This is a genomic window from Sulfitobacter sp. M39, assembly GCF_021735935.1.
Taxonomy (GTDB): Bacteria; Pseudomonadota; Alphaproteobacteria; order Rhodobacterales; family Rhodobacteraceae; genus Sulfitobacter.
Window position 1 is genome coordinate 2,207,106 of sequence record NZ_WMDZ01000001.1, and the last position, 24,259, is coordinate 2,231,364.

At 59.5% G+C, this 24,259-nt stretch carries 24 protein-coding genes, 1 tRNA gene and 1 pseudogene; 8 read left to right on the forward strand and 18 right to left on the reverse strand.

Annotation, left to right across the window (positions count from 1 at the left end; genetic code table 11):
• The first annotated feature begins 3 nt into the window (after positions 1 to 3).
• The gene (locus GLP43_RS10735) at positions 4 to 237 is read left to right on the forward strand and encodes a hypothetical protein (protein WP_005853679.1); all 234 of its coding nucleotides are present in this window, start codon (positions 4 to 6) and stop codon (positions 235 to 237) included.
• Positions 238 to 286: 49 nt separating this feature from the next.
• On the opposite strand, the gene GLP43_RS10740 is transcribed toward GLP43_RS10735, so the two are convergent.
• The 4 genes from GLP43_RS10740 to GLP43_RS10755 all read right to left on the reverse strand — a co-directional run bounded on the left by GLP43_RS10740 (position 287) and on the right by GLP43_RS10755 (position 4,634).
• Positions 287 to 1,180 (reverse strand): fructose bisphosphate aldolase, encoded by an 894-nt coding sequence (locus tag GLP43_RS10740; protein WP_237279297.1) that lies wholly within the window; start codon positions 1,178 to 1,180, stop codon positions 287 to 289.
• A 69-nt stretch (positions 1,181 to 1,249) separates the two neighbouring features.
• Positions 1,250 to 2,602: a cytochrome P450 gene (locus GLP43_RS10745; RefSeq protein ID WP_237279298.1), complete on the reverse strand. Its 1,353-nt coding sequence runs from the start codon at positions 2,600 to 2,602 to the stop codon at positions 1,250 to 1,252.
• The gene (locus GLP43_RS10750; protein WP_237279299.1) at positions 2,599 to 3,825 is read right to left on the reverse strand and encodes a hypothetical protein; all 1,227 of its coding nucleotides are present in this window, start codon (positions 3,823 to 3,825) and stop codon (positions 2,599 to 2,601) included. Before GLP43_RS10750 ends, GLP43_RS10745 begins: the two co-directional genes overlap by 4 nt.
• A gap of 56 nt (positions 3,826 to 3,881) precedes the next feature.
• Complete coding sequence (locus tag GLP43_RS10755) at positions 3,882 to 4,634, reverse strand: cytochrome c biogenesis CcdA family protein (protein WP_037945030.1); 753 nt, start codon at positions 4,632 to 4,634, stop codon at positions 3,882 to 3,884.
• A 104-nt stretch (positions 4,635 to 4,738) separates the two neighbouring features.
• Between GLP43_RS10755 and GLP43_RS10760 the strand changes: the two genes are divergently transcribed.
• Positions 4,739 to 4,966 (forward strand): sulfurtransferase TusA family protein, encoded by a 228-nt coding sequence (locus GLP43_RS10760; protein ID WP_037945031.1) that lies wholly within the window; start codon positions 4,739 to 4,741, stop codon positions 4,964 to 4,966.
• A 99-nt stretch (positions 4,967 to 5,065) separates the two neighbouring features.
• On the opposite strand, the gene GLP43_RS10765 is transcribed toward GLP43_RS10760, so the two are convergent.
• On the reverse strand, positions 5,066 to 7,993 hold the full coding sequence (locus GLP43_RS10765; RefSeq protein ID WP_237279300.1) for an Rne/Rng family ribonuclease: 2,928 nt from the start codon (positions 7,991 to 7,993) through the stop codon (positions 5,066 to 5,068).
• Positions 7,994 to 8,560: 567 nt separating this feature from the next.
• Here GLP43_RS10765 and GLP43_RS10770 point away from each other — a divergent pair.
• Entirely contained in the window at positions 8,561 to 8,845 is a 285-nt protein-coding gene (locus GLP43_RS10770; protein ID WP_009824696.1) for a hypothetical protein, read from the forward strand.
• 22 nt (positions 8,846 to 8,867) lie between these two features.
• On the opposite strand, the gene GLP43_RS10775 is transcribed toward GLP43_RS10770, so the two are convergent.
• From GLP43_RS10775 to purC, 5 genes are read right to left on the reverse strand one after another with little or no spacing between them, the layout of a single operon-like run.
• Positions 8,868 to 10,202 (reverse strand): sigma-54-dependent transcriptional regulator, encoded by a 1,335-nt coding sequence (locus tag GLP43_RS10775; RefSeq protein ID WP_009824697.1) that lies wholly within the window; start codon positions 10,200 to 10,202, stop codon positions 8,868 to 8,870.
• 4 nt (positions 10,203 to 10,206) lie between these two features.
• Entirely contained in the window at positions 10,207 to 11,967 is a 1,761-nt protein-coding gene (locus GLP43_RS10780; protein WP_237279301.1) for a sensor histidine kinase, read from the reverse strand.
• Between the two features lie 36 nt (positions 11,968 to 12,003).
• Complete coding sequence (gene purQ, locus GLP43_RS10785; protein WP_237279302.1) at positions 12,004 to 12,672, reverse strand: phosphoribosylformylglycinamidine synthase subunit PurQ; 669 nt, start codon at positions 12,670 to 12,672, stop codon at positions 12,004 to 12,006.
• Positions 12,672 to 12,902 (reverse strand): phosphoribosylformylglycinamidine synthase subunit PurS, encoded by a 231-nt coding sequence (purS, locus tag GLP43_RS10790; RefSeq protein WP_237279303.1) that lies wholly within the window; start codon positions 12,900 to 12,902, stop codon positions 12,672 to 12,674. The genes purQ and purS overlap by 1 nt, the downstream gene beginning before the upstream one ends.
• 51 nt (positions 12,903 to 12,953) lie before the next feature.
• Complete coding sequence (gene purC, locus GLP43_RS10795) at positions 12,954 to 13,715, reverse strand: phosphoribosylaminoimidazolesuccinocarboxamide synthase (RefSeq protein ID WP_005853701.1); 762 nt, start codon at positions 13,713 to 13,715, stop codon at positions 12,954 to 12,956.
• A gap of 224 nt (positions 13,716 to 13,939) precedes the next feature.
• Here purC and bmt point away from each other — a divergent pair, with 224 nt between their 5' ends.
• Positions 13,940 to 14,953, forward strand: coding sequence for a betaine--homocysteine S-methyltransferase (gene bmt, locus GLP43_RS10800; RefSeq protein WP_237279304.1), 1,014 nt, complete (start codon positions 13,940 to 13,942; stop codon positions 14,951 to 14,953).
• Here bmt and GLP43_RS10805 read toward each other — a convergent pair.
• Positions 14,950 to 16,035, reverse strand: a complete 1,086-nt coding sequence (locus GLP43_RS10805; RefSeq protein WP_237279305.1) for a PA0069 family radical SAM protein — start codon at positions 16,033 to 16,035, stop codon at positions 14,950 to 14,952. The genes bmt and GLP43_RS10805 overlap by 4 nt on opposite strands.
• A 202-nt stretch (positions 16,036 to 16,237) precedes the next feature.
• Here GLP43_RS10805 and GLP43_RS10810 point away from each other — a divergent pair, with 202 nt between their 5' ends.
• Positions 16,238 to 16,936, forward strand: a complete 699-nt coding sequence (locus GLP43_RS10810) for a corrinoid protein (RefSeq protein ID WP_237279306.1) — start codon at positions 16,238 to 16,240, stop codon at positions 16,934 to 16,936.
• A gap of 50 nt (positions 16,937 to 16,986) precedes the next feature.
• Positions 16,987 to 17,640, forward strand: a complete 654-nt coding sequence (locus tag GLP43_RS10815; RefSeq protein WP_443069468.1) for a DUF1638 domain-containing protein — start codon at positions 16,987 to 16,989, stop codon at positions 17,638 to 17,640.
• A 61-nt stretch (positions 17,641 to 17,701) separates the two neighbouring features.
• Here the strand turns inward: GLP43_RS10815 and GLP43_RS10820 are convergent, their stop codons facing one another.
• Entirely contained in the window at positions 17,702 to 18,112 is a 411-nt protein-coding gene (locus GLP43_RS10820) for a SufE family protein (protein WP_237279307.1), read from the reverse strand.
• A gap of 120 nt (positions 18,113 to 18,232) precedes the next feature.
• Between GLP43_RS10820 and GLP43_RS10825 the strand changes: the two genes are divergently transcribed.
• On the forward strand, positions 18,233 to 18,754 hold the full coding sequence (locus tag GLP43_RS10825) for a hypothetical protein (RefSeq protein ID WP_237279308.1): 522 nt from the start codon (positions 18,233 to 18,235) through the stop codon (positions 18,752 to 18,754).
• A 36-nt stretch (positions 18,755 to 18,790) separates the two neighbouring features.
• Here GLP43_RS10825 and rnd read toward each other — a convergent pair whose 3' ends face one another.
• From rnd to purM, 3 genes and pseudogenes are all read right to left on the reverse strand, one after another.
• Complete coding sequence (gene rnd, locus GLP43_RS10830) at positions 18,791 to 19,948, reverse strand: ribonuclease D (RefSeq protein WP_237279309.1); 1,158 nt, start codon at positions 19,946 to 19,948, stop codon at positions 18,791 to 18,793.
• Between the two features lie 73 nt (positions 19,949 to 20,021).
• Entirely contained in the window at positions 20,022 to 20,618 is a 597-nt protein-coding gene (gene purN / locus GLP43_RS10835; RefSeq protein ID WP_237279310.1) for a phosphoribosylglycinamide formyltransferase, read from the reverse strand.
• Positions 20,615 to 21,662 (reverse strand): annotated as a pseudogene (gene purM, locus GLP43_RS10840) (phosphoribosylformylglycinamidine cyclo-ligase). Before purM ends, purN begins: the two are co-directional and overlap by 4 nt.
• A 136-nt stretch (positions 21,663 to 21,798) precedes the next feature.
• Here purM and GLP43_RS10845 point away from each other — a divergent pair.
• Positions 21,799 to 21,875 (forward strand) — tRNA-Ile (locus tag GLP43_RS10845).
• 78 nt (positions 21,876 to 21,953) lie between these two features.
• On the opposite strand, the gene GLP43_RS10850 is transcribed toward GLP43_RS10845, so the two are convergent.
• The 3 genes from GLP43_RS10850 to GLP43_RS10860 all read right to left on the reverse strand — a co-directional run bounded on the left by GLP43_RS10850 (position 21,954) and on the right by GLP43_RS10860 (position 24,153).
• Positions 21,954 to 23,033: a tyrosine-type recombinase/integrase gene (locus GLP43_RS10850; RefSeq protein ID WP_237279311.1), complete on the reverse strand. Its 1,080-nt coding sequence runs from the start codon at positions 23,031 to 23,033 to the stop codon at positions 21,954 to 21,956.
• Positions 23,034 to 23,368: 335 nt separating this feature from the next.
• On the reverse strand, positions 23,369 to 23,782 hold the full coding sequence (locus tag GLP43_RS10855; protein ID WP_237279312.1) for a hypothetical protein: 414 nt from the start codon (positions 23,780 to 23,782) through the stop codon (positions 23,369 to 23,371).
• Positions 23,779 to 24,153, reverse strand: coding sequence for a hypothetical protein (locus GLP43_RS10860; RefSeq protein WP_237279313.1), 375 nt, complete (start codon positions 24,151 to 24,153; stop codon positions 23,779 to 23,781). The genes GLP43_RS10855 and GLP43_RS10860 overlap by 4 nt, the downstream gene beginning before the upstream one ends.
• Between the last annotated feature and the right edge of the window lie 106 nt (positions 24,154 to 24,259).

The following is a 24,259-nucleotide window of genomic DNA, read 5'->3' on the forward strand; positions in this document are numbered from 1 at the left end:
CCCATGGTCAAACAACAGTTTTCTCCATTGTCGCCCGAGGGCTGGATGCTCGCACTATTCAGTTCGAAGGCTGCCCGCAGCGGTTGTGTCGTGCGGCGGAATGTCAGGGATGTCGAAAGATATGTGGGCCGCCACGCATTCGAGCAAGAACTGCTACGCCGCGGTTATCACGCTGTGGAAAATGCGGGCCAGCTCGTGATCTTTTGCAATCAGGAACCGATCCGCATTATTGTTTAGGGGTTATCTTCCCAAGAAAAAGCCCCGCGAAATTTAGGAAAATTCCAATTTAGGCGACAGAGGCGTCGTAGATCTTTGTGATGTTCTGCCCCAGTGCCGTGTTGAACTCGGCATCCGACATCTTGACGTTCAACCCTTCGGTCAGCGCGCGCGAGAAGCTGGCGATCATCTTGGGGTTTTGCGTCAAACGCGCGCAGGCGTCTTCGGTCGAATACCCGCCCGACAGCGCCACGACCCGCAGCACATTGGGGTGATCCGCAAGGCTGTCATAAAGCCCCGCGCGTTCTGGCAGCGTCACCTTGAGCATCACCAGTTCCTCCGCCGACAGCGTGGCCAGGTGCTTCTCGAGCTCGGATTTCAGGATGTCTTCGGCTTCCGCCTTGCTCTCGGAATGGATGTTCACCTCTGGCTCGATGATCGGGACCAGACCGGCGGCGCAGACGGTTTTGGCGACGGCGAATTGCTGCGCCACGACCGACGCGATCCCTTCGGCGTTGGCGGATTGGATGACTGACCGTTCCTTGGTGCCAAAGATACCGGCGGCTTTCGCACGCTTCAGCAGATCGTCCAGCTCGGGCATGGGTTTGAGCAGCTGTACGCCGTTTGCTTCGTCTTCCAGACCTTTGTCGATCTTTAGGAAAGGCACGACGCCGCGGTCTTCCCACAGCAGTTGGGCCACCGGTTTGCCGTTAATCGTGTTGTCCATCGTGCGTTCGAACAGGATCGCGCCCAGAACTTTGTCAGAGGTGAAATCATCGGCCAGAATGATCCGCGCGCGCATGTCGTGCATGGCTTGAAACATCTCGGCATCGCCAGAGTAATCGGAGGGTTCAACGCCATAAAGGCTCAGCGCCTTGGGGGTCGATCCGCCCGACTGGTCCAATGCGGCCACAAATCCCTGCCCTGTTTCCATTTGTGTGCGCTGTGCGTCTGTCGTGGTCATGATGATCCTGGCCCTTATTGATTCCGTCGAATGTTCGTTTAACGCATCTATTCCCGCGATGATATATCGTTAGCGCCGGACAAAGCGCAGCAAAATGCCGTCTTTTGAACGAACTGTCAGATGTGCCACGGGAACAGGTGGCTTTTCGCCGACAACCTCTATGCGGTAATCGCGCAGGATACGCGACAGGATCAACGGGCCTTCGACCATGGCAAAGCCTGCCCCCGGGCAGACCCGCGCACCGGCGCTGAACGGCAGATAGGCGTCGCGCTGGCATTTCTTGCCATTCTCGCTGTGCCATCGCGCCGGATCAAACCCGTCGGGATTGTCCCACAGGCGTTCGTGACGATGCAGATGCCACGGGCTGATCACCACCTGTGCCCCACGCGCCACGGTCCGGTCGCGGAACGTCGCGGGGCAGCTCGCTTCGCGCACCATCATCGGCACGGGGGGATAAAGCCGAAGTGCCTCGCGGAAGACATCGCGGCTTTGTTTGAGCTTGCCCATGACCGCAAAATCGCATTGGTCGATCGCCTGCGCCTCTTCGGCCAGACGGTCCTGCCAGTCGGGATGGGTCGCCACCAGATACATCGCCCAGGCCAGCGCCGAGGCGCTCGTCTCGTGGCCTGCAAGAAAGAAGATCGCGACCTGATCGACCATTTCATCGGTGGTAAAGGTAGAGCCGTCTTCGGGGTCGGGCGTGGTCATGATCTTGGTCGCCAGATCGTCGGGGGCGGTGCCTGCCTTGATCGCCTCCATGCGCTGCGCTGTCAGCGCGGTGATCAACTGACGGATCTTTGCAGCGCTGCGTTTGGTGTCGCGGCGGAACAGCCGTGGCAGCCAACGGGGCAGCGGCACAAATGCCGCGATGTTCAGGATCGGCTGGCTGCGCTGATAGGTTTTGAATTCGTCAAAGACCTCGCGCGCCATGTGGTGTTCGATGGGTAGAGAAAACAACGTGCGAAAGATCACATCCGCCGCCGCGTGGCTGGTCTGCGCCTCGACTTCTAGCGGCGCGCCATCATGAGGGACCAGCCGCGCCGCCGCCGCCTCTGCCGCGTCCCAAATGGCGGGGAATGTCTCGCGCAATCGCCCGCCTTCAAACGCTGGGTCGATGATGCGCCGTTGTCGTTTCCAAGTATCACCGTTGGTCAGAAAAACAGAATTTCCAAGCAGCGGCCGCAACCCTTCGCCGATCCGGTTGGACTTGGGATAATCGTCGGGGCGCGTCTTGAGCACGGACTGGATCAGATCGGGCTGGTTGATCAGATAACTGCGGAAGAACGGCGTCTTGAACTCTGCCATCCAGGCCCGATACAGCCGTGCGGGCTGCGCCGACAGGATGTCTTGGCGAAAGAGCCGCGCATAGCGCCAAAGCGACACTTTCACGGGGCGGCTCTCGGGTTTGGGGGGGAGCGTCATGGGGCGGTAGAGGTGAATTTATTCACCGGTTTGACAATGCGCGACCGGGATGCAGGCCGTCCGGCATAGCGTTCGGCCAAACTGTGCGGGCCGGCGGTGATCTGGAAATAGTCATAATCCTTAGGCGCATCAAAGGCGCAAAGGTATTGGAAATGCAGCCGGAAGAACCGCCAGCGCAGCTCTTTCCAGCGGGCTGGGGTCAGCGATTGGGTAAAGGCCGCGGAAAACACCAGCGGCCAGCGTTTATCCTCGGGGGCAACGCCCGACACCGCCACCGGATCGCAAAGCGCAAAGGCGCAGCCGTCGCCGGGGGCCGTCACATCGACCCATGTCAGATCATCGCATTGGGACAGAAAGCGCAAATCGGCCCGCAGACGGTGGGCATCGCGCAGGAAGGACACCATCGGCACCACCTGCCCCAAGGTCATAAAGGCCAGCGCAGGCCCGTCAGCAGGGACACGGCCTGCCCGGATCAGATCGGCAAGGATCGACACCCCCAGATGCGCGCCCGAGGAATGGCCCACGACCAGCACCTCATCCACATCAGACTTCAGCGCCTGCGCGATGGCATCCCCGAATTCGGTCATGCGCGTTTCAAGCGCGGGCGGGTTCGCCCCTCGCGTCGCGGCCCCGAAGGCGTAATCATGCATCAGGTAATAGGCATAAAGCTTGCCGTCGTGTTTCTTGAACCAGCGAAGCACCTGCCAGCCCAGCCCCACAGCAGCGGCGGCGGCGATCCCCTTGAACCACGCAGGCCCGCCAAAGAAGGTCAGCCCCGCGTAGAGCAGCTTGCCCGCGAGGGCAGCGATCAACAATTGCAGCAACAACATCCCCACCGGATAAAGCGCCGCAATCACCGGCCCCTTGCGCAGCTTCATCAACCGCCACAGCGCACCCGACGCGATATAGACCCAAGCCGTCTGCACCAACTGCCCATAGGTCGCGAGGATCGAATTGCTCATGGAGATGCGCACGATGTCTGACCAGACGAGCACGTCGACCTGAGCCTCTACATCAACGCCATCGATATGCGCGGCGACGTTCCAGCCGTAGTTCCCGCCGCCCTTCTTGGGCGACAGCGCGATCTGATAGTCCGAGATCCGCGCCTGTGCGCTGCCTTCCTTGCGGTAAAGCTCGCGGTAACGGCGCGGATGAATGGGGTCATAGCCCGGGATATAGAAAACCCGTCGCGTCCTGACTGTCTGCTCTATGTTCTCGGCCATCGTTCACCCTGTATTTCGCCGCAGCTTAAACAGGTTTTCCGGCAAGAGTAAGGCGCCTAACCCAAGGATCCCAATGCAGGAAATGTTTCCAGCAACCAGAAAGAGAAGGTCGTAAACGCCCCCGTCAGCAGCGCCAGACCGACGACCACCAGCAAGATCCCCATGCCGCGTTCGATCAGCTTCATATAGGGCTTGATCCGGTTCATGACGTGGGTGGCGCGGGTAATGAACATCGCCGCCAGCAAGAATGGAATACCCAAGCCCGCCGCATAGACCCCCAGCAAAAGCGTGCCGCGCGTGACCGATGCTTCGGACGCCGCGAGCGACAGGATCGCGCCAAGCTGCGGCCCGATGCAGGGTGTCCAGCCAAAGGCGAAGGCCAGCCCAAGGATATAGGCCCCAAAGGACGTGCCGCCCTTGTCGCCCGCATCCAGACGCGCCTCTTGATCGAGAAAGGGAATGCGGAAGACGCCCAGGAAATGCAGACCAAAGATGATTACCACGATGCCCGACAGCCGCGCGAAGAGCACCTGATTTTGCAGGAAGAACGCCCCGAAGACCGACGCCGTGAACCCCAGAATCAGGAAGACCGTGCTCAGCCCCATAACAAAGAACAGTGCCGCGATGACAGCCTTGCGGCGCGCGGCGGCGACCGATGACATATCGTTCAGGGTTACCCCGCTCATATAGGCGAGGTACGGGGGGACGATGGGCAGGACGCAGGGGCTCAGGAAGCTGATGATCCCGGCGGTCAGCGCGATGAGTATGGCGGGCAGTAGTCCCGCGTCGATCAGGTCAAATCCAAACATGACATCAGCCTTAATCTGCTTTGTTCGGCGCGTCACCTGCTGTTGCGCGTGATCCGCGTCACAAGGTTGTGGACGCGTTGAAACATGTGGCTTATCTGAGGACCATGACAGATAAAAACTTTCTCGACGCAACGGGGCTTTTGTGCCCCCTGCCCGTGCTCAAAGCCCGTAAACGCCTGCAATCATTGGCCTCTGGCGATCTTCTGACCGTGCATGCGGATGATCCCGCCGCGATCATCGACATCCCGCATTTCTGTGCCGAGGCCGGCCACAGCCTTGAAAGCGCCGCGATGGACGAAACGCCGCAGGCCTATGTGATCCGCAAAAAGTAACAGCCCCACTGCCCCACACGCTGCGGATACCGCAGATAAAAAAGGCAGACCCGAAGGTCTGCCTTTTGTCGTTTCTATATGTCGGCGCAGGAGCGCTGCTTACCCGCCCAAGGACCACCAGCCGCGCCGCTTGGGCTTGGCGGGTTTTTCGGGCTCCGCCTGCGGGGTCGCCGCGGGCTGCGGAACTTCGGTGACCGGTGGCTCCGGCTGGATTTCCTGCGCCGCAGGTATCTCCGTCGGGGTGCTATCGGGCACTTCGGTCGGGGCCGGCGTTTCCTCCACCTCGGCGGGCTGAGACGGCTGCGCGGGCGTTGGCTCCGGCGTAGGGATCGGCGTCGGCTCTTTTGCCGGCTCGGGCGTCGGCGCGTCTGGTGTCACCTCTGGCTCGGGCTTGGGCTCGGGGGTTGGCTGCTCTTGCGGCGCAGGTGTTTCCTCGGGCTTGGGTGCCTCTTCCGCAGCTTCAACCGGGGCGGCCTTGGGCTTGCGCGTGCGGGTCCGTTTGGGTTTTGGCTTGGGCGCGTCTTCGGCGGCATCCGCGTCGGCAGGGGCCGTCTCCGCAGGTTTCGCGTCCTCGGAGGTCTTGGCGTCCGCGTCTACGGTCGCTTCTGCCGCGGCATCAGCCTTGGGCTTGCGGGTCCGGCTACGGGTGCGCTTAGGTTTGTCCTGCGGTTTCGCGTCATCAGAAGCGGCGTCTGCAGCCGCATCCGTTTTCGCGTCATCCTTGGCACCCGCAGTTTCCGCCTCGGTTTGCGCGGGCGCGTCGCTATCGCCGTTGTCACCGTTGTTGTTGCTATCGTCGTTGTTTTCACCGTTGGCGGCATCATCCCCGTTGGATTTGCCACCCCGACGCCGCCGGCGACGACGACGGCGCTTGGGTTTCCCTTCGCCATCATTGTCATCGTCAGAGCCATTATGCTGGTTCTGCCCGCCATTGCCGTTGCCGGTGGGTTCATTGTCAGCGTTGTCCGCATCTGCTTCCGCATCGACATCCAGATCGTCGACCTCGTCCATGATGGAGGTATCAACCGACACCACATGTTCGATCGGCGTGACAACGCGTGTCGCAGTCTTGAACTTCTCAAGCGAGAAATCGGGGCTGACCAAAGCGGGGTCACCTTCGATGCGCACGGCCATGCCATAGCGGCCTTCGATATGGGCGATATGTTCGCGCTTCTGGTTCATCAGGAAGTTGGCGATGCCCACAGGCGCGGTGATCAGCACCTCGCGCGACCGCTTGCGGGTGCCCTCTTCCTCGATCTGGCGCAGGATTGATAGTGCAAGGTTGTCGTCCGACCGGATCAGGCCGGTGCCGTGGCAAGCGTGGCAAGGCTGGGTCGTCGCCTCGATCATACCGGGGCGCAGACGCTGGCGCGACATTTCCATCAGGCCAAAGCCGGAAATACGGCCCACCTGAATACGCGCACGGTCGGTTTTCAGCTTTTCCTTCATCAGCTTTTCAACCGCGGCGTTATTGCGACGCTCGTCCATGTCGATAAAGTCGATGACGATCAGACCGGCCAGATCGCGCAGACGCAGCTGGCGGGCGACTTCGGCGGCGGCTTCCAGGTTGGTCTTGGTCGCGGTCTGTTCGATGGAGCCTTCTTTCGTGGCCCGGCCCGAGTTCACGTCGATAGCAACAAGCGCTTCGGTCACACCGATCACGATATACCCGCCCGAAGGCAGCTGTACCGTGGGGTTGAACATGCCCGACAGGTAGCTTTCGACCTGATAGCGCGCGAACAAGGGCAGCGTTTCGCTATAAAGCTTCACGTTCTTGGCGTGGGACGGCATGATCATCTTCATGAAGTCCTTGGCGATGCGGTAACCGCGTTCACCTTCGACAAACACCTCGTCAATCTCGCGGTTGTAAAGGTCGCGGATCGAGCGTTTGATCAGGTCACCTTCTTCATAGATCTTGGCGGGCGCGATGGATTTCAGCGTCAGCTCGCGGATCTGTTCCCACAGGCGTTGCAGGTATTCGTAGTCGCGCTTGATCTCGGCCTTGGTGCGTTGTGCACCGGCGGTGCGCACGATCAGACCGGCACCTTTTGGCACCTGAATTTCGTTTGCGATCTCTTTCAGCTTCTTGCGGTCCGCAGCGTTGGTGATCTTGCGGCTGATCCCGCCCCCACGCGCGGTGTTGGGCATGAGCACACAATAACGGCCAGCCAGCGACAGATAGGTTGTCAGCGCGGCACCTTTGTTGCCACGTTCCTCTTTAACGACCTGCACCAGCAGGATCTGACGCACCTTGACGACTTCCTGGATTTTATAGCGCTTGGGCCGTGGCTTGCGCGCGGTGCGCAGATCGTCGTGGTCATCGTCATCCGCCACGGATTCGATGCTGTCATCCTTGGAGGACGCATCTTTAGCCTTGGGGCTATCGTCACTGTCATCCGCGTCGTCGCTTTCGTCCTGATCATCGGCATCAGGTTTTGCGGCGTCTTTTGCATCTGCTTTGGCGGCCTTGGGCGTGTCAGCCTCTGCCTTGCTGTCATCGCCTTCGGGCTCTTCGACAGGCGTCTCGGCAACCCGCTCCATCGGAGAGGAGCCTTCTTCATCGTCCAGATCGACGGTCTGCATGCCGTTGATCTGGTCGCTGTCGGTGGCATCCGCGTCTTTGCTGACCGTCGCGTCATCGGACACGGTGTCTTCGGCCTTGGACTTGCTGCGGCTGCGCGAGCGCGCCCGGCGTTTGGGCTTTTCGTCTTCGTCTTCCTTGGCGGCCTGCGCTTCGGCATAGGCACGCTCTTCCTCCATCAGCGCCACACGGTCGGCGACGGGGATCTGGTAGTAATCGGGGTGAATTTCCGAAAAGGCGAGGAAACCATGACGGTTGCCGCCATAATCCACAAACGCGGCCTGCAACGAAGGTTCGACCCGCGTGACTTTCGCGAGGTAGATATTGCCAGCTAGCTGGCGTTTATTCTCTGATTCAAAGTCAAATTCTTCGACCTTGTTTCCGTCAACCACGACAACGCGAGTTTCCTCAGCGTGGGTGGCATCGATAAGCATTTTCTTAGGCATAAATCCATTTTGCACAGCTGCGCAAACAGCAGCCCCGGTGGGGCGCTGCGAGGCAGGGTATGTCTTGTCAGGGCGATGGGTGACGCGGCTAAAACAGGGCCCAAAAGGCCGCCTGTCTGTCTGCTCTTGGCGTCTGCGCGCGTCATCGCGGTTCTTCTCCGACATGGGTGGTGCGTACCGCGCCCCCATATCCATTAATTTACTGCGGTTGTCCGGCCAAAGGCACGGCGCAATCGTCAGCGGTTCTTGAGCCTTTTTTAAGGGCCTAATCGGTCTGCCTGGTCACCACATGCCGGGGAACCGAGGCATCGAAACTGTCTGGGGTCTGGTTTGCCATCCAAAGAGGCAAACAGCCCTATCTACAATTAACGGCAGAAGGTACCAAATGACAATGGGAAATCGCGTTTAGCGGCATTGCAGACACGAGGGCCGATAGCGGAATCACGCCCCCTGCCGCCTTGCTTGACAAGCATCGGTGCTATGGGAAAAGCTTTGCCAGCGGGTTTATGCCCGTGCCGCAGCCCCGTGACGGGATGCACAAAAATAAGACAGATAAGGATGATACGAATGCATATTTCCCTGCGCGCAGCCCTGTGCCTGCCGTTTCTGGCGCTTGCCGCCTGCGAAGACATGAGCACAACCGGCGGCAGCGACCCCGAGGGCCCGTCCAAGCGCAGTTGCATCCGTGCCGTGGAAAAACACACCGGCAAATCGGGCGGCACGCTCAACACGACCATCCCTATCGTCGAGACTGGCCAGCATATTGTTGATATCCCCGGCGGCCCGTCGTGGACCTGCTACACCGATGAGACCGGTGCAGCACGCGAGCTGATCGAGACGCGGCTCGGCTGAGCCTTACGTCAACATGCGGCGCTCAGAGGTAATCCGAGCGCTGCAAACCGTATTTCGCCATCTTCTCGTTCAGGGTCCGGCGCGGCAGGCACAGTTCCTCCATCACACTGGCGATAGAGCCTTTGTGCCGGCGCATGGTATTGTCGATCAGCATACGTTCGAACGCCTCGACGTATTCTTTCAAGGGCTTACCGTCGGTGGTCATCACCGGCTGCATCTCTTCGTGGTCCGACATTAGCAGCGATGCGATCGAACCGGACCCGCGACGCGACTGCAACACGGCGCGTTCTGCCACATTGATCAACTGGCGCACGTTCCCGGGCCAAGGCGCTTGCAACAGTTGCGCAGCCTCTTGCGCGGAAACCTGCGGAGTCTCGCAGCCATATTCGTCCGCGAATTCTTCGGACAGGCGGGTGAACAACGTCAGAATATCCTCGCCCCGTTGGCGCAGCGGCGGCACGGTGATGCGCAGGGCAGCCAGACGATAGAAAAGATCAGAACGCAGCGCATCTTCGGAGGTGCGCCCCGCTTCTTGCAGGTTCGAAATCGCAACGATCCGCGTTTCCGCAGGCGTGCCTTGGTCATTGATCGCACTCAGCAGACGGGCCTGTAGCGTCTCGCTGAGCGATTCAACACCTTCCAGCACCAAGGTGCCACCGCGGGCCTCCTCGATCGCGGGAAGCTGGGCGTCTTCAGGCATCATCGGACCAAACAAACGTTTGCTCAATGCGTCTTCCTCTAGCGCGCCGCAGCTGACCAGCACAAATTTCTTGCCCGCGCGCGAGCCCACAGCGTGCAGCGCATGCGCCACCAATGTCTTGCCTGTGCCGGTTTCACCATCAATCAGCACGTGACCGTCGGCCTGACCAAGGTCCAGAATATCCTCGCGCAGCCGCTCCATCACGGGCGAGCCGCCGATGAGCTTTTTCATCAACTGGCTGCCGTCAGACAGTTCACGACGCAAGGCGCGGTTGTCCATGACCAGACGGCGCGCATTGGTCGCCTTCTTGGCCAGTTCGCTCATCCGGTCGGGGTTGAAGGGCTTTTCAAGGAAGTCGAACGCGCCGACGCGCATCGCCTCCACCGCCATGGGCACATCGCCGTGGCCGGTGATCATGATCACGGGCAGCGCGCTATCGGTGCCCATCAGCTTTTTCAGGAACTGCATCCCGCCCATGCCGGGCATCTTGATGTCGGAAATCACGATACCGGGGTAATCCGGCCCCAGTGTTTTCAACGCATCCTCGGCGCTGCCGAACGTCTCTGTGTCATAGCCCGAAAGCGCCAGCCACTGGCTGATCGACTGACGCATGTCTTGTTCATCATCAACGATCGCGATTTTCATTGCCTGAGCCATTGGTTTACTCTGCCGCCTGTGTCTTCTCTGTGCTGTCCATAATGGGCAGCTGCATTTCAAAAACCGCACCGCCATGTTGGCCGTTGCGGGCTGTCAGCCTGCCCCCCAGATCGGATACAATACCCGACGAGATCGCAAGCCCCAACCCGACACCATCGCCGGGCTGCTTGGTCGTGTAAAACGGCTCGAACAGGCTATCGAGATCTTCGATCCCGGGGCCATTATCGCGCACGGTAAGCGTCGCCGTCTCACCCGCTGATAGTATAATCTCTACCGTCGGGTTTCGTTCCGATTTGGTGGCATCCAATGCGTTGCGCAAGAGATTGACCAATACTTGTTCGATCCGCATGCGGTCCCCCATCACCTGAACAGGCTCTGCGGGCAGGATACGGTTAATCTGCACCTGACGCTGACGTAGCTGCGGCTCCATCATTGACAAGGCAGAGGCAAGCGCCTCCCCCATATCAAAGGGCGAAAACTGCTGCTGGCCCTTGCGCGCATAGCTTTTCAGCTGCCGCGTAATGGCCCCCATGCGTTCGATCAGATCGTCGATGCGCCCGAATGACGCCAACGCTTCCTCCAGCCGGTTGCGCTGCATCAACAGACGCGCGCCCGCCAGATAGGTTTTCATCGCGGCCAGCGGCTGGTTCAGCTCGTGGCTGACGGCGGCGGACATTTCGCCCAAGGCGGCGAGCTTGCTGGATTGCTCCAAGGTCTGCTCGGCCACGGCCAAGGTCTGCTGCACCCGTTTGCGTTCCGCCACCTCGCGCTGAAGGGCGGCATTCAGCGCGCGTAGCTCGGCGGATTCACGCTGAAACAGCGCCGCGCGGCCCGCCGTCCGCCGGCTGAGGGCATAAAACGTCAGCGCCAGCAGGATCGCAAAGCCCATCACCTCAAGCGCCAGTACCCCGTTCACCTTCTCGCGGACCGAGGCATAGGTAGTATAACTCGTGATCCGCCAGCCCCGAAACGGTATCCGCGACGACAGACGCATCACCGCCTCGCCCTGCAGATAGGCATCTGCGGGCAATGCGGTCCAATCGGCGGTAGCCTTGATCGCGCGCTCGATGGCGCTTTGCGGGGTCTGGTTCGACAGCGCCTCGCTTTCCGTCAGGCCGCGCCAGCGCGGTTCGGTGGCCATGATGATGTCACCGGTGCTGTCGGTCACAATCACCGCATCCGAGATACCGGCCCAAGCCCGTTCAAACCTTTGCAGATCCACCTCGGCCGCGATCACCCCAAGGTTGGTGCCGCCTTCCTGAATACGGCGCGAATAGAAGAACCGATAGCCGCCAGTATCACGGGGAATAACGCTGAACACGGTCGAATTCGATCGCAACGCATCAACAAAATACGCCTCTTGCCGGTGCGAGGCCCCCAAACGGTTGCGGTCGGTTGCAGCCACCGTGCGCCCGTCGATATCATAAAGCATCAAGGACGCCGCGCCGATCTCCTCTACAAATGAGATCAATCGCTGGGTCGACAGGGAATAATCAGATCGGGTCAGTGCCTCGATCAAGGCGGGATCGCGCGACAAAAGCTGTGGCACAATCGCGTTCTGGCGCAGCTCGGCCAACAGGTTGCCGCTGTATAGCGCGATCCGAAGCTCCGCCCGGTTGCGCGTGCTTTCAGTAAAGCGATCCGTCAGCAGCTTGTTGGTGACCGAAATCGTGGCCACCGCAATAACCAAAAGCAAAGCAACCGCCAGCCGGACGCGCCAGCTGACAGATAAAGGGGCTTCACGAGAGGACGCAGACCGAAACATGGCCGCAATCTACGCGTCCTCACCGGTGCACTCAAGTCACGCTGTGACCAGAGACCCCGCCAATGCGCGGAAGAGCGCCGCCCCATCCGTGCCCCCATGCCCCGCATCCGCTGCGCGTTCGGGGTGTGGCATCATCCCCAGCACCCGACGGTTGGCGGAAAGGATGCCCGCGATGTCCGACTGCGACCCGTTGGGGTTATCGCCATAAGTAAAGGCAACGCGATCCTCGCCATGCAATTTGGCAATCGTATCGCCATCGGCGAAATAATTGCCATCGTGGTGTGCGATCGGGATGTCGATCATCGCACCGGCCTCGTAGCCCGAAGTATAATCGCTGTCCGCCGTGGCCACGCGCAGCGGCACGGTGCGACAGATGTATTTCAGCCCCGCATTGCGCAGCAGTGCACCGGGCAGCAAACCGGTTTCGGTCAGCACCTGAAAGCCGTTGCAGATCCCCATGACGTAACCGCCACGCTCCGCATGGGCCGCCACTTCGCGACAGATCGGAGAATTCGCCGCAATGGCACCACAGCGCAGGTAGTCGCCATAGGAAAAGCCGCCGGGCACCCCCACAATATCGACGCCCTCGGGCAGGCTCGTGTCCTTGTGCCAGACCATCGACACTTTGGCACCGACCGCCTTGAATGCCACCGCCAGATCGCGGTCACAGTTAGAGCCGGGAAAAACGATGACCGCTGCGTGCATCAGCCCATCTCCACTGTGTAGGATTCGATCACCGTGTTCGCGAGCAGCTTTTCACACATCGCCTCGACGTCGGCCTTGGTTGCGCCGTCGTTCAGGTCCAGCTCGATCACCTTGCCCTGACGCACGCCATTGACGCCTTCAAAGCCCATGGCCCCAAGCGCGTGGCGCACGGCCTCGCCCTGCGGATCCAGAACACCGTTTTTCAACATCACATGCACCCGTGCTTTCATGACGCGTCCCCTATCTTCATTTTGCAAAATAAACTCATCTGCGACGCCAGCCTAGTTGATCAACGTCGGTTTCATCATCGGTGTCGACGTCTTGGGCATGACCCCCAAACGTCGGGCGACTTCGGTATAGGCATCCGTCAGCGACCCCAGATCGCGGCGGAACACATCCTTGTCCAGTTTCTGTCCGGTTTCGATATCCCACAGACGGCAGCTGTCGGGGCTAATCTCGTCGGCGACGATCAGACGCTGGAAATCGCCCTCGTAGATCCGGCCCACCTCAAGCTTGAAGTCCACCAGCCGGATGCCCACGGCCATCATCACGCCGGACATGAAATCGTTGACCCGCAGCGACAGGCTCAGGATGTCTTCCATGTCCTGCTGACCGGCCCAACCAAAGGCGGCAATATGTTCCTCGGTGACCAGCGGATCGCCAAGGTCGTTGTTCTTGAAGTGATATTCCACAATCGGGCGCGGCAGTTGCATGCCCTCGTCAATGCCAAGCCGCGTAGATAGATCCCCCGCCGCATAGTTGCGCACCACGATCTCGAGCGGGATGATCTCTGCCTGACGGATCAGCTGTTCGCGCATGTTCAGACGTTTGATGAAATGCGTGGGCACGCCGATGTTGTTCAGGCCGGTCATAAAGAATTCGGACAGGCGGTTGTTCAGCACGCCCTTGCCCTCGATCACCGCTTTTTTCTCGGCGTTAAAGGCGGTTGTGTCGTCTTTGAAGTGCTGGACAATGGTCCCCGGTTCCGGTCCTTCATACAGGATCTTCGCCGTACCTTCATAGATTTTCGTGCGACGGGCCATGCACATCCCTTCCAGACAACAGGCCGGTTGGAATACCCATCAGCCATTTCTAGCCTGTCACATAGTCCAAGCGCCCCTGCCACGCAAGCGCGCGCCCTGCCCTCATGGCGGTCATGCATGCAGAAACCATGGCGGCGGCTCATGACGATCATGAGAATAATGAAGTTGCGTCAACAGGGGCGTTGTGGGAAACGGCAAAATCACCCATTTAGCGGAGCGTTTTGATGTCCAACCCCCTCACCGATCTTCTGGCTGAAAAAGGCACGCTGCTGGCCGATGGTGCCACTGGCACGAACCTGTTCAACATGGGCCTGATGTCCGGTGATGCGCCAGAGATGTGGAACACGGAACAGCCGCAAAACATCATCAAGCTGTATCAGGGTGCGGTGCAATCGGGCAGCGACATCTTCCTGACCAACTCTTTCGGCGCGAATGCCTCGCGTCTGAAACTGCACAATGCCGAAAAACGCGCCCACGAGCTCAGCCGCGTGTCCGCCGAGCTGGCGCGGGAGGTCGCGGATAAGGCCGGTCGCAAGGTAATCGTTGCAGGCTCCGTCGGCCCCACGGGCGAGATCATGGAGCCGGTCGGCCCCCTCACCCACGCGCTGGCGGTCGAGATGTTCCACGAAACCGCGGACGGGCTGAAAGCCGGTGGTGCCGATGTGGGCTGGCTGGAAACGATCAGCGCCCCCGAGGAATATCGCGCCGCCGCCGAAGGCTTCAAGCTGGCGGGGCTCGACTGGGTCGGCACAATGAGCTTTGACACCGCAGGCCGCACGATGATGGGGATGACATCCGAGGCGATGGTCGACATGGTCCATGACCTCGATTATGGCCCGCTGGCCTATGGGGCCAACTGCGGCACCGGCGCGTCGGATGTGTTGCGCACGGTGCTTGGGTTCGCCTCCAAAGGCATGCCGACGCCGATCGTATCCAAAGGCAACGCCGGCATCCCCAAATACGTCGAAGGCCACATCCACTATGACGGCACACCCGAACTGATGGCCGATTACGCCGAAATGGCCCGCAACTGCGGCGCGTCCATCATCGGCGGCTGCTGCGGCACCATGCCGGAGCATCTGGTGCATATGCGTGCCGCTCTCGACAGCCGACCCAAGGGCGACGCCCCCACGCTGGAACAGATCGTCGATGCACTTGGCCCGTTCTCCTCGGCCAGCGATGGCACCGATGGCGAAGGCCCCACCCGCGCGCCCCGCCGTGGCCGCCGCCGGGGTTAATCCCCGAACAAATCCAACTGCGCGCTCGCCCGTTTGGGCGGGCGGAACAGATCGCAGCGCATCGGCGGCAGGAGCGTATCCAGCCCCAACCGTTTGACCGCCAAGGTAAATCGCTGCGCAATCATCTCGGCATAGGGGCCTTCGCCGCGCATCCGTCGGTGCCAATTTGCGTCATATTCCTTCCCTCCGTGCATCTCGCGCAGCCGCGCCATGATGCGACCCGCGCGGTCAGGGTAATGCGCCGCCAACCATTCCTGCATCAAGGGCGATACCTCGCGCGGCAAGCGCAGCATGATCCAGCTGGCTGCGACGGCGCCTGCATCGCGCCCCGCTTCCAAAATCGCCTCAAGCTCGGGATCGGTCAGCGCCGGCACCATGGGTGACGCCATCACCCGCACCGGAATGCCTGCCTCTGCCAAGCGTTCGATGACCTGCAAGCGGCGTTTCGGGGCAGGCACCCGCGGCTCCATCAACCGCGAAAGCTTCGCATCCAGCGTCGTCACCGACACGCCCACGCGGCACAGCCCGCGCGCCGCCATATCCGACAGAATATCAATATCCCGCTCGATCAGACTGCCCTTGGTCACAATGGCAACGGGATGGTTCGCGTCTGACAGCACCTCAAGCAACGCGCGCATGATCCGATGCTCTTTCTCGATCGGCTGATAGGGATCGGTGTTCGTGCCGATCGCAATGGGGGCGACCTGGTATTTCTTCGCCGCCAACTCTCGTTTCAACACCTCGGGTGCCTCGGGCCGTGCGATCAGCCGCGTCTCGAAATCCAGGCCCGGCGACAACCCCAGATAGGCATGGCTTGGCCGCGCGAAACAGTAGACACAACCGTGCTCGCACCCGCGATACGGGTTGATCGACCGGTCGAACGGCAGGTCCGGCGACTGGTTGTAGCTGATCACGGTGCGCGGAATTTCAACGCTCACTTCGGTGCGCAAGACCGGCAAAGGGTCATCATCGCCCGCCCATCCATCTGCCACAGCGCTGACGGAAAGCGGCTCGAACCGGCCCGGGCGGTTGCTGGATGTGCCCCGTCCGGGCAGTCTGTATTTGCGTTGTGCCTGATCCATTCAAATCTTTTGGAACAAATTAGGAACACGGTCAAGTATATTGGCCCAAGCCATTGTTTTACAGCACGATTGAGCGTAATTTCCCAACAACCAAAGCGTCGCACGCGGTGCCGGGTTTGTCGCAAAAAGCACGAAGCTTTCGACGCGTATGTGACAAAAAGGCACAAGCCCGCGCGGGTGAGTTAACCGATGAGGAACGACTATGTCGGATGAAGACGAAATTATCCTTGCCGATCTGGACGACGAAGAACTTGTTCAGCAGATGTTTGACGATCTCTATGACGGTCTGCGCGAAGAGATCGAAGAAGGGGTCAACATCCTGATCGAACGTGATTGGGCACCCTACGACGTTCTGACCAAGGCGCTTGTCGGCGGCATGACCATCGTAGGGGCCGACTTCCGAGACGGTATCCTCTTTGTACCCGAAGTGCTTCTGGCTGCGAACGCGATGAAAGGCGGCATGGCGATCCTCAAGCCGCTGCTGGCCGAAACCGGCGCGCCGCGCGTGGGCAAGATGGTGATCGGTACGGTCAAGGGCGACATCCACGACATCGGCAAAAACCTTGTGTCGATGATGATGGAAGGCGCGGGCTTTGAAGTTGTCGATCTTGGCATCAACAATTCGGTCGAAGCCTATCTTGAAGCGATGGAAACCGAAGGGCCGGACATCCTTGGCATGTCCGCGCTGCTGACCACGACCATGCCCTATATGAAAGTCGTGATCGACACGATGGTCGAACAGGGCATCCGCGATGACTATATCGTGTTGGTCGGCGGGGCCCCGTTGAACGAAGAATTCGGCAAGGCCATCGGTGCCGACGCCTACTGCCGCGATGCCGCCGTCGCAGTGGAAACCGCCAAGGAATGGGTCGGGCGGAAACACAACGCCGCCAAGGCGTAAGCAGTTGATCTAGAACACAAAGGCCCTTCCCTACCGGAGGGGCCTTTTGCATGACGGAGCGTGAGATGAAGCCGCCCTCGGACCGTGATCTGACAGAAAAAGGCCTGCCGCTTGCACCGCAGACGGGCCGCATTCTGCTGATCGCATGCGGGGCGCTGGCGCGGGAAATTCTCGACCTGAAAGAGGCGAACGGCTGGTCGCATCTGGACCTGACCTGCCTGCCCGCCAAGCTGCATCTCTACCCAGAAAAAATCACCGACGAAGTCCGCGCAGCCGTTAAGAAACATCGCGACAAATACGACGATATATTCGTTGTCTACGCCGACTGCGGCACCGGCGGATTGCTAGAGGCGGAGTGTAAGAAACTTGGCGTGCAGATGGTCGCCGGGCCGCATTGCTATAGCTTTTTCGAAGGCAACGACCGCTTTTCCAAGATCTCAGAGGACGAGATTACCACCTTCTATCTCACTGATTTTCTGGTCCGCCAGTTCGACGCTTTCATTATGAAACCCATGGGGCTCGACCGGCACCCCGAACTGCGCGATATGTACTTCGGGAACTACGAAAAGCTTGTGTATCAGGCGCAAACGGATGATCCCGCGCTAACCGCCAAGGCGAAAACATGCGCCGATAGGCTCGGCCTTGCCTTTGAACGGCGCTTTACCGGCTACGGCGATCTGGCGCGCACGCTCAAGGCGCTCTGATCTTCATTTTGCCAAATAAACTCAACTGGCACAGCCGTCGCCACACCCCGCAGGCGCGCGTTCAACCCTGCTGTGCAGCCGCGTCGCGAATCCGTTCGATCATCGCGGTCAGCCCGTTCGATCGCTGCGCTGACAGATGTTCGTTCAACCCCAAGCGCCCCATCTCTGCGCGGGCATCGATGGCGCTGACCTCGGCCGCGGGCACGCCGTTATACAGTTTTTGAAGCACGGCAATCAGGCCTGAAACGATCATCGCATCGCTGGCCCCATCGAAATGGAGCACCCCATTCTCGAACTGCGTATGCAGCCAGACCTGACTGGCGCAGCCATCTACTTTGGTTGCGGGCACGCGCAGCTCTTCGGTTAGCGGCTCCATCGCCTTGCCCAGATCGATCACATGGCGATAGCGGTCTTCCCAATCGTCCAGAAACTCGAAATCCTCGACCAGTTCTTCAAATGCCTCTGTCGCCACGGTGCGCCCCTCTTTTCGCTTGCCAAACAGGTAGGTTGCACGATGCCAAAGGTCCACCCCCTTCCCAACGGGTCTGGGATGGGTTAGTCAAATATTACCGAAATTTCTACGGCGGACCCCATGCGCAAGACCTTTTCAGCCATCCTGGTATCGACCCTTGTTTTGACAGGCTGCGCGACCGTGCGCGACAGCCGCGTGAACCCGTTCAACTGGTTCGGCACCGCGCGGTCTGAGCCGATCACCCGTCAGGAAGCCTCGACCAACCCTTTGATCCCGCAGCGGACCGGATTGTTCTCCTCCTCGCGGAATAAAGAGGTGGTATATGGCGGTCGCCCCTTCGACCAGATCATCGATCTGACGATTGAACAGGTGCCGGGCGGTGCCGTCGTGCGCGCCACGGGGCGCGCGGATCGCCAAGGCATTTACGAGGTGCAGCTGACCCCCGCGAACGAAGACGAGCTGCCAGTGGACGGCGTTCTGACCTACCGTCTTGAAGGGGTCGAACCAAGCGAGACGACCGCCATCGGCACGCCCCCCACCCGCGAGGTTACGGCCGGCCGCAAGCTGACCAACCAGACGCTGGCTGGCGTGACGACCATCCGCGTCGAGGGGCTGCGCAACGCGATGACATCGCGCCGCTAACCCCGAACAAATAAATAAAAACCAAATGGTTGAGCGTTAAAGCTCAACCACTTTCAGATCGGACCCGACCGCGGTCAAAGCGATCTCGCCGTTGCACAGACGCAGCGCATCTTCCCCGAATACCTCGCGTCGCCACCCCTTCAGAGCGGCCACATCCCGCAGCCCTGCGGCGATCCCGTCGAGGTCCGCAGCGGGGGCGATCAGCTTGGCCGCAACCCCTGCGCTTTCGGACTTGGCCTTGAGCAAGACACGCAGCAGATCGGACAGCGCCGGATTGACCTGCAGCTTGTCGCGACTGCGATCGGGCTGCGGCATATCAGCGGGCGGGCAATTCAGGCCGGCGGCCACCGCCTTGAGGATACCATCCGCAATCTCGCCCTTGCGGGCCTCACGCAGAAGCAGACGGGCGCGGCCTAGTTCCTCGTGGTTTTTCGGCTTGTTGCTGGCCAGCTCTACCATCGCGTCATCCTTATAGACGCGGCTGCGCGGGATGTTGCGGGTCTGGGCGTACTCCTCGCGGAAGGCGGCCAGTTCGCGCACAAGCGCCAGGAACTTTGGCGAATTCGTGCGCGTCTTGACCCGACGCCATGCCTCGCGCGGCGGGGTGACATAGGTGTCAGGGCTGGTCAGGATCTCAAGCTCTTCCTGGACCCAGCGGGCGCGGCCCGTCTGTTCAAGCTTACGCGCAAGGAATTCGTAGATCTGGCGCAGGTGCGTGACATCGGCCAGCGCGTATTTCGCCTGCGCATCGCTCAGCGGGCGGCGCGACCAGTCGGTAAAACGGGACGTCTTATCAAGAGGTTGGTGGGCGATCTTGCGCACCAGAGTTTCATATCCCACCTGTTCGCCAAAGCCACAGACCATCGCCGCGACCTGTGTGTCGAACAAGGGTTCGGGAAAGACGCCCGCATCGACAAAGAAAATCTCTAGATCCTGCCGCGCGGCGTGGAAGACTTTGACCACCGAGGTATCGCGGAACAGCGTATACAGCGGGTCAAGCGACAGCCCCTCGCTCAACGGGTCCACCAGAACGGCATTGCTATCGTCCGTTCCGGGCATCGCTAACTGGATCAGACAGAGCTTCGAATAATAGGTCCGTTCGCGCAGAAACTCGGTATCGACGGTCACGTAATCATGCTTGGCGGCCTCTGTGCAGTAGGCTTCAAGCTCGGCGGTGGTGGTGATTGTTTTCATAGCGCTACTTTGGACAGAGGAAGCCATTCAGGCAATGGAAAAGCGCATGGTTTCAGCGCAATAGGCCGCGCGGTCAGCTTTCCAGCATTAAAAGATCACGGTTGCCGCTGGCAAACCGCCGCAGCACCGCAGGATAAAGACGATGTTCCTGCACCAGAACCCGCGCTGCCAGATCCTCTGGCGTGTCGCCGGCCATGACGGGAATGGTCGCCTGCCCCAAAATCGGCCCGTCATCCAGCGCCGCTGTGACCTCGTGCACAGTGCAGCCATGCAGGGTATCGCCGGCCTCAAGCGCGCGGGCATGGGTGTGCAACCCCTTATAGCGCGGCAGCAAAGACGGGTGGATATTGATCATCCGCCCCGCCCAAGCATCCGTAAAGCCACCGGTCAGTTTTCGCATGAAGCCGGCCAGACAAATGATGTCGGGCGCATGGGGCATCAGACGCGCGGTCAGTTCGTTTTCAAAGGCAGCGCGATCCCCATCAAAGGGCTTGTGATCCACGACTTCGGTCGGGATGCCGCGTTCTTTGGCCCAGGCAATCCCGCCCGCGTCCGCCACATTCGACACCACCACACAGGGCCGCGCGGGGTGGTCGCCGGTCATGTCTTCGACCAGCGTCCGCATGTTCGACCCGCCGCCGGAAAGGAAAATCGCAACCCGTTTGGTCACAGCAGGCTGCCGGTATAGGCAACGCCCGTGGTGTCGGTGACATTGCCCATCTGATAGACCGTTTCACCCGCCTCCGTCAGCAGTTTGGTCAGCGCCTCGGCCTCATCCGCTTTGACCACAAGGATCATGCCCACGCCGCAGTTAAAGGTCTTGAGCATCTCGGTTTCCGAGATCGCGCCCACATCTGCCATCCATTTGAACACGCCGGGCAGCTCCCAGCTGTCCAGATCAATCTGCGCGCCCAGATCATCGGGCAGAACGCGGGGCAGGTTTTCCGTCAGACCGCCGCCGGTGATATGGGCCAGCGCATGCACGCCCCCTGCCCGCACGGCCTGCAACGCAGGTTTTACATAAAGCCGCGTCGGCGTCAGCAGCACCTCACCCAATGTTCCGTCTGCCCAGGGGCAGTCCGCATCCCAGCCAAGGCCAGAGATCTCGACCAGTTTACGCACCAGAGAATAGCCGTTCGAATGCACCCCGTCCGAGGCAAGCCCCAGCAGCACATCCCCCCGCCGCCACATCGTGTGGCAGGTCCGCACCGCGTTCCATCGCGCCCACAGAGAAGCCCGCGAGGTCAAAATCACCTTCGGAATACATGCCCGGCATCTCTGCCGTCTCGCCCCCGATCAAAGCGCAGCCAGAGCCTTCGCAGCCTTTGGCGATGCCTTCGATGATCCGCGCGGCCTGTTCGGTCTCAAGCTTGCCGGTGGCGAAATAATCGAGGAAAAACAGCGGCTCCGCCCCTTGGCAGACCAGATCGTTGACGCACATGGCGACCAGATCGACCCCAACGCCATCGACGTTGCCGGTATCAATCGCGATCCGCAACTTGGTGCCCACACCGTCCGTCGCAGCGACGAGGATCGGGTCGGTGTAGCCCGCCCCCTTGAGGTCGAACAGCGCGCCGAAACCGCCAAGCCCCGACATCACGCCCGGGCGCTTTGTCCGTTTGGCCGCCGGTTTGATACGCTCTACCAGCGCGTTGCCTGCATCAATATCCACACCAGCGTCTGCATAGGTGATCGAGTTCTTGGAGTTGGTCATGACGCATCCCGCTGCCTGTTCCCTTTGCGAAAGTGGGTTATAGCAGGTTGCGCAGGCGTGCAATGCACCTAAGCCACATCTGCGCGTTTCTATCTCTTGACGCGCCGCGCCCGCCCGCTTACCAAACCGCGCAGGCGGGCCTGTAGCTCAATTGGTTAGAGCAGAGCGCTCATAACGCTTTGGTTGCGGGTTCAAGTCCTGCCGGGCCTACCAACCCCTTTCTCCCCGCCCTATTTCACAAGACTCATTTGTCGAAAGTGGACCACGCTTCAAATGCCGTGGTCCACATTGTCAAAATTCGATACCTGACAACTTACGGATTGCCGCCGCAGCAAGAGCTGCTCTCTCGACGCTCTTTGTATAGACTTCGGATGTCTTGGCCTGTGTATGCGCCATCAAACTCATGATCTCATATTGGGTTGCACCAGACAGTGCGAGCAAGGCAGCCGCACCTTTCCGGACACCGTGCTGCGTACGCCCTTTCGGCAGGCCCGCTTGCTCAGTCCATTTCTGAATTTTGTTAGCAAACGCTTTGGAAGACGCAAACTGATTGCCAAAGTCATTCGTCAAAAATGTTTCGCGGTCGCCATGCAAAGCAAGTTCATCGAGAAATCCGCTTAGAGCGGGAACTGCAACAAACGCTGATCCCTTCTTGCTTGGTTGGAACTCAATCCAAATTCCGTCTTCGCGGGTAACAAAATTACCCTTTCCCAAACAACTTACATCGCCAATCCGCGGCAATGTATTAATCGATAGAAGCAGCCAGAGCCTTGCCATAGTTCCCTGCGCGTGCGCTTCCATGAACTTAGAAAAATCTTCGTTGGTCCACTGAACTGCGCCCCCACGGCTTTTATGTACCTTGCTTATGCCGAATACTGCTGAAAGCTTGGGATGCCCGCGCTTCTCACCCCATCTGTATGCTGCTTTCAGCGCTTTGATACAGTTATCAGCGGCACCTGTTCTCGAACCGAAGCTATCAAGAATATAGATGAAACCTTCTTCGGGAATATCGGAATTCAGGCTACCCATACGATCCCCGGCAGGATCTATTAAGTTACAGGCCTGATTCAATAGCGATTTATGTCCAGTAAGTGTGAGGGGCGACGCATTGCCAGCTTCTATTTTTTGCGCCAAGGCACATAAGTAGCTGTCACATAGAGCGTCTAAAGTCCCTACTTTTACCTTGATTGGCTTGACGCGTTCCAACTTTTCGCCCAACCGGGCAGACGCATAGTGCTCGTGAAAAGAAGGCTGACCAGGACCTACTGGTATAGCGATTTTTTTATTACGGTTACCCTCGACCCTGACACGCCAGCGTATTGTACCTGCCGCGGTTTTGTCTTTGAGGAGGCCAGGAAAACGGTGTATCATACTCTTACCTCCCCAAACTTTCTCGGTCCGTTATTTTCGGAACGGTTTCTTGCTGAGCCGCTCGTATCGGCAGTAGTGATATCGATGGTTACTGTGCCGTCGGGCCCGATTTTGATCGATGTCGGCGTGCAGCCAAATGCCAACACAGCGGCGATAGCGTTTGAAATTGTGGCTTTTGATGGTTTCGCGGATGACATGTGGTTTTCCTCTTAAAGAGGGGAGGTCGATCCGTGGCCTAAAGCCCGGAAATTGGTTTGATTTGATTTTATATCTTGGGCCGTGCGCTTGGGTAGCGAAGCCCCAAGGGCGCGAAGTCGCACCCTTGGGATTCAGCTTCAGTACTCACCAATGTCTGCGAGCAACTGCTTTGCGGCTAAACGCCCGCGCACCTGCCGGCGAACCAGGGAGAAGCTCTCCCAACGAAGAATTAACCAGCGCAGATGTTCCAGTTGTTCATCGAACAGCATGTCTTCATACGTACAAACGTTGAGAACACGGCTGCCATATCCTGGGCTAATTGCATTTGCTGCTGCTACAAGGGCATCGCCCATCGCAGTGATGCAATCATCGTCCCTCGTATCAAATGCCTCACCGCAATCTAAGCGTGCCAAAGTCTCTGGAAGCTTTCTGTGGTGATAGCCTTTGAGACTAAGTCCAGTACGGGCATAGCTGCCAGCAAAGTTGCACCCCTCGCCTATCGCACGTGCGACCATCGTTTCGAGGCTCTCTTCGCGACGGATATAGCTCATGCTGCCACCTCGCTTTGTTCGTTTTCATTTGCATCGGAGATGGCCTCAAACCCTTGAAGAAAGCCACGGTCCGTCTTGGTCAATATGCAAATCAGCCAGACGGCATCGTGAGCAGGGCCGATTTCGGCTAAGTGGGCACACTTCTCACGATCAGCATCAGCGACGTTTTCGAGGCTGAGCAGATCGCACATTAAATCGAGCCCATGCTTATCTTTTCTGAGTTTTTCATTTTTGTTTGACATTGAGTGCCGGAAGCGCGGCAACCGCATCAATGCGGCCGAGCAACCAAGCAGTAGAACTGCATTTCGAAGGTCAACGTCGTTTTGCGCCGTGAAGTAATTCATGAGCGCGAGTATATGTTTCCGTGTCATCGAAAACTTCCTTGTGTTATGCCGCCTCCGTCGACGGCCAAGCACGGGGCCGGAATCCTCCTTTCTCCCCCGCGTTTGTTTCCATTTCTGAGCAGGTTTTGTTGTT

Bases quoted from the DNA above. Each gene is read 5' to 3' on its own strand.
- GLP43_RS10735 (WP_005853679.1), top strand. From the start codon at position 4: ATGGTCAAACAACAGTTTTCTCCATTGTCGCCCGAGGGCTGGATGCTC.
- GLP43_RS10740 (WP_237279297.1), bottom strand. From the start codon at position 1,180: ATGACCACGACAGACGCACAGCGCACACAAATGGAAACAGGGCAGGGA.
- GLP43_RS10745 (WP_237279298.1), bottom strand. From the start codon at position 2,602: ATGACGCTCCCCCCCAAACCCGAGAGCCGCCCCGTGAAAGTGTCGCTT.
- GLP43_RS10750 (WP_237279299.1), bottom strand. From the start codon at position 3,825: ATGGCCGAGAACATAGAGCAGACAGTCAGGACGCGACGGGTTTTCTAT.
- GLP43_RS10755 (WP_037945030.1), bottom strand. From the start codon at position 4,634: ATGTTTGGATTTGACCTGATCGACGCGGGACTACTGCCCGCCATACTC.
- GLP43_RS10760 (WP_037945031.1), top strand. From the start codon at position 4,739: ATGACAGATAAAAACTTTCTCGACGCAACGGGGCTTTTGTGCCCCCTG.
- GLP43_RS10765 (WP_237279300.1), bottom strand. From the start codon at position 7,993: ATGCCTAAGAAAATGCTTATCGATGCCACCCACGCTGAGGAAACTCGC.
- GLP43_RS10770 (WP_009824696.1), top strand. From the start codon at position 8,561: ATGCATATTTCCCTGCGCGCAGCCCTGTGCCTGCCGTTTCTGGCGCTT.
- GLP43_RS10775 (WP_009824697.1), bottom strand. From the start codon at position 10,202: ATGGCTCAGGCAATGAAAATCGCGATCGTTGATGATGAACAAGACATG.
- GLP43_RS10780 (WP_237279301.1), bottom strand. From the start codon at position 11,967: ATGTTTCGGTCTGCGTCCTCTCGTGAAGCCCCTTTATCTGTCAGCTGG.
- purQ (WP_237279302.1), bottom strand. From the start codon at position 12,672: ATGCACGCAGCGGTCATCGTTTTTCCCGGCTCTAACTGTGACCGCGAT.
- purS (WP_237279303.1), bottom strand. From the start codon at position 12,902: ATGAAAGCACGGGTGCATGTGATGTTGAAAAACGGTGTTCTGGATCCG.
- purC (WP_005853701.1), bottom strand. From the start codon at position 13,715: ATGGCCCGTCGCACGAAAATCTATGAAGGTACGGCGAAGATCCTGTAT.
- bmt (WP_237279304.1), top strand. From the start codon at position 13,940: ATGTCCAACCCCCTCACCGATCTTCTGGCTGAAAAAGGCACGCTGCTG.
- GLP43_RS10805 (WP_237279305.1), bottom strand. From the start codon at position 16,035: ATGGATCAGGCACAACGCAAATACAGACTGCCCGGACGGGGCACATCC.
- GLP43_RS10810 (WP_237279306.1), top strand. From the start codon at position 16,238: ATGTCGGATGAAGACGAAATTATCCTTGCCGATCTGGACGACGAAGAA.
- GLP43_RS10815 (WP_443069468.1), top strand. From the start codon at position 16,987: ATGACGGAGCGTGAGATGAAGCCGCCCTCGGACCGTGATCTGACAGAA.
- GLP43_RS10825 (WP_237279308.1), top strand. From the start codon at position 18,233: ATGCGCAAGACCTTTTCAGCCATCCTGGTATCGACCCTTGTTTTGACA.
- rnd (WP_237279309.1), bottom strand. From the start codon at position 19,948: ATGAAAACAATCACCACCACCGCCGAGCTTGAAGCCTACTGCACAGAG.
- GLP43_RS10850 (WP_237279311.1), bottom strand. From the start codon at position 23,033: ATGATACACCGTTTTCCTGGCCTCCTCAAAGACAAAACCGCGGCAGGT.
- GLP43_RS10855 (WP_237279312.1), bottom strand. From the start codon at position 23,782: ATGAGCTATATCCGTCGCGAAGAGAGCCTCGAAACGATGGTCGCACGT.
- GLP43_RS10860 (WP_237279313.1), bottom strand. From the start codon at position 24,153: ATGACACGGAAACATATACTCGCGCTCATGAATTACTTCACGGCGCAA.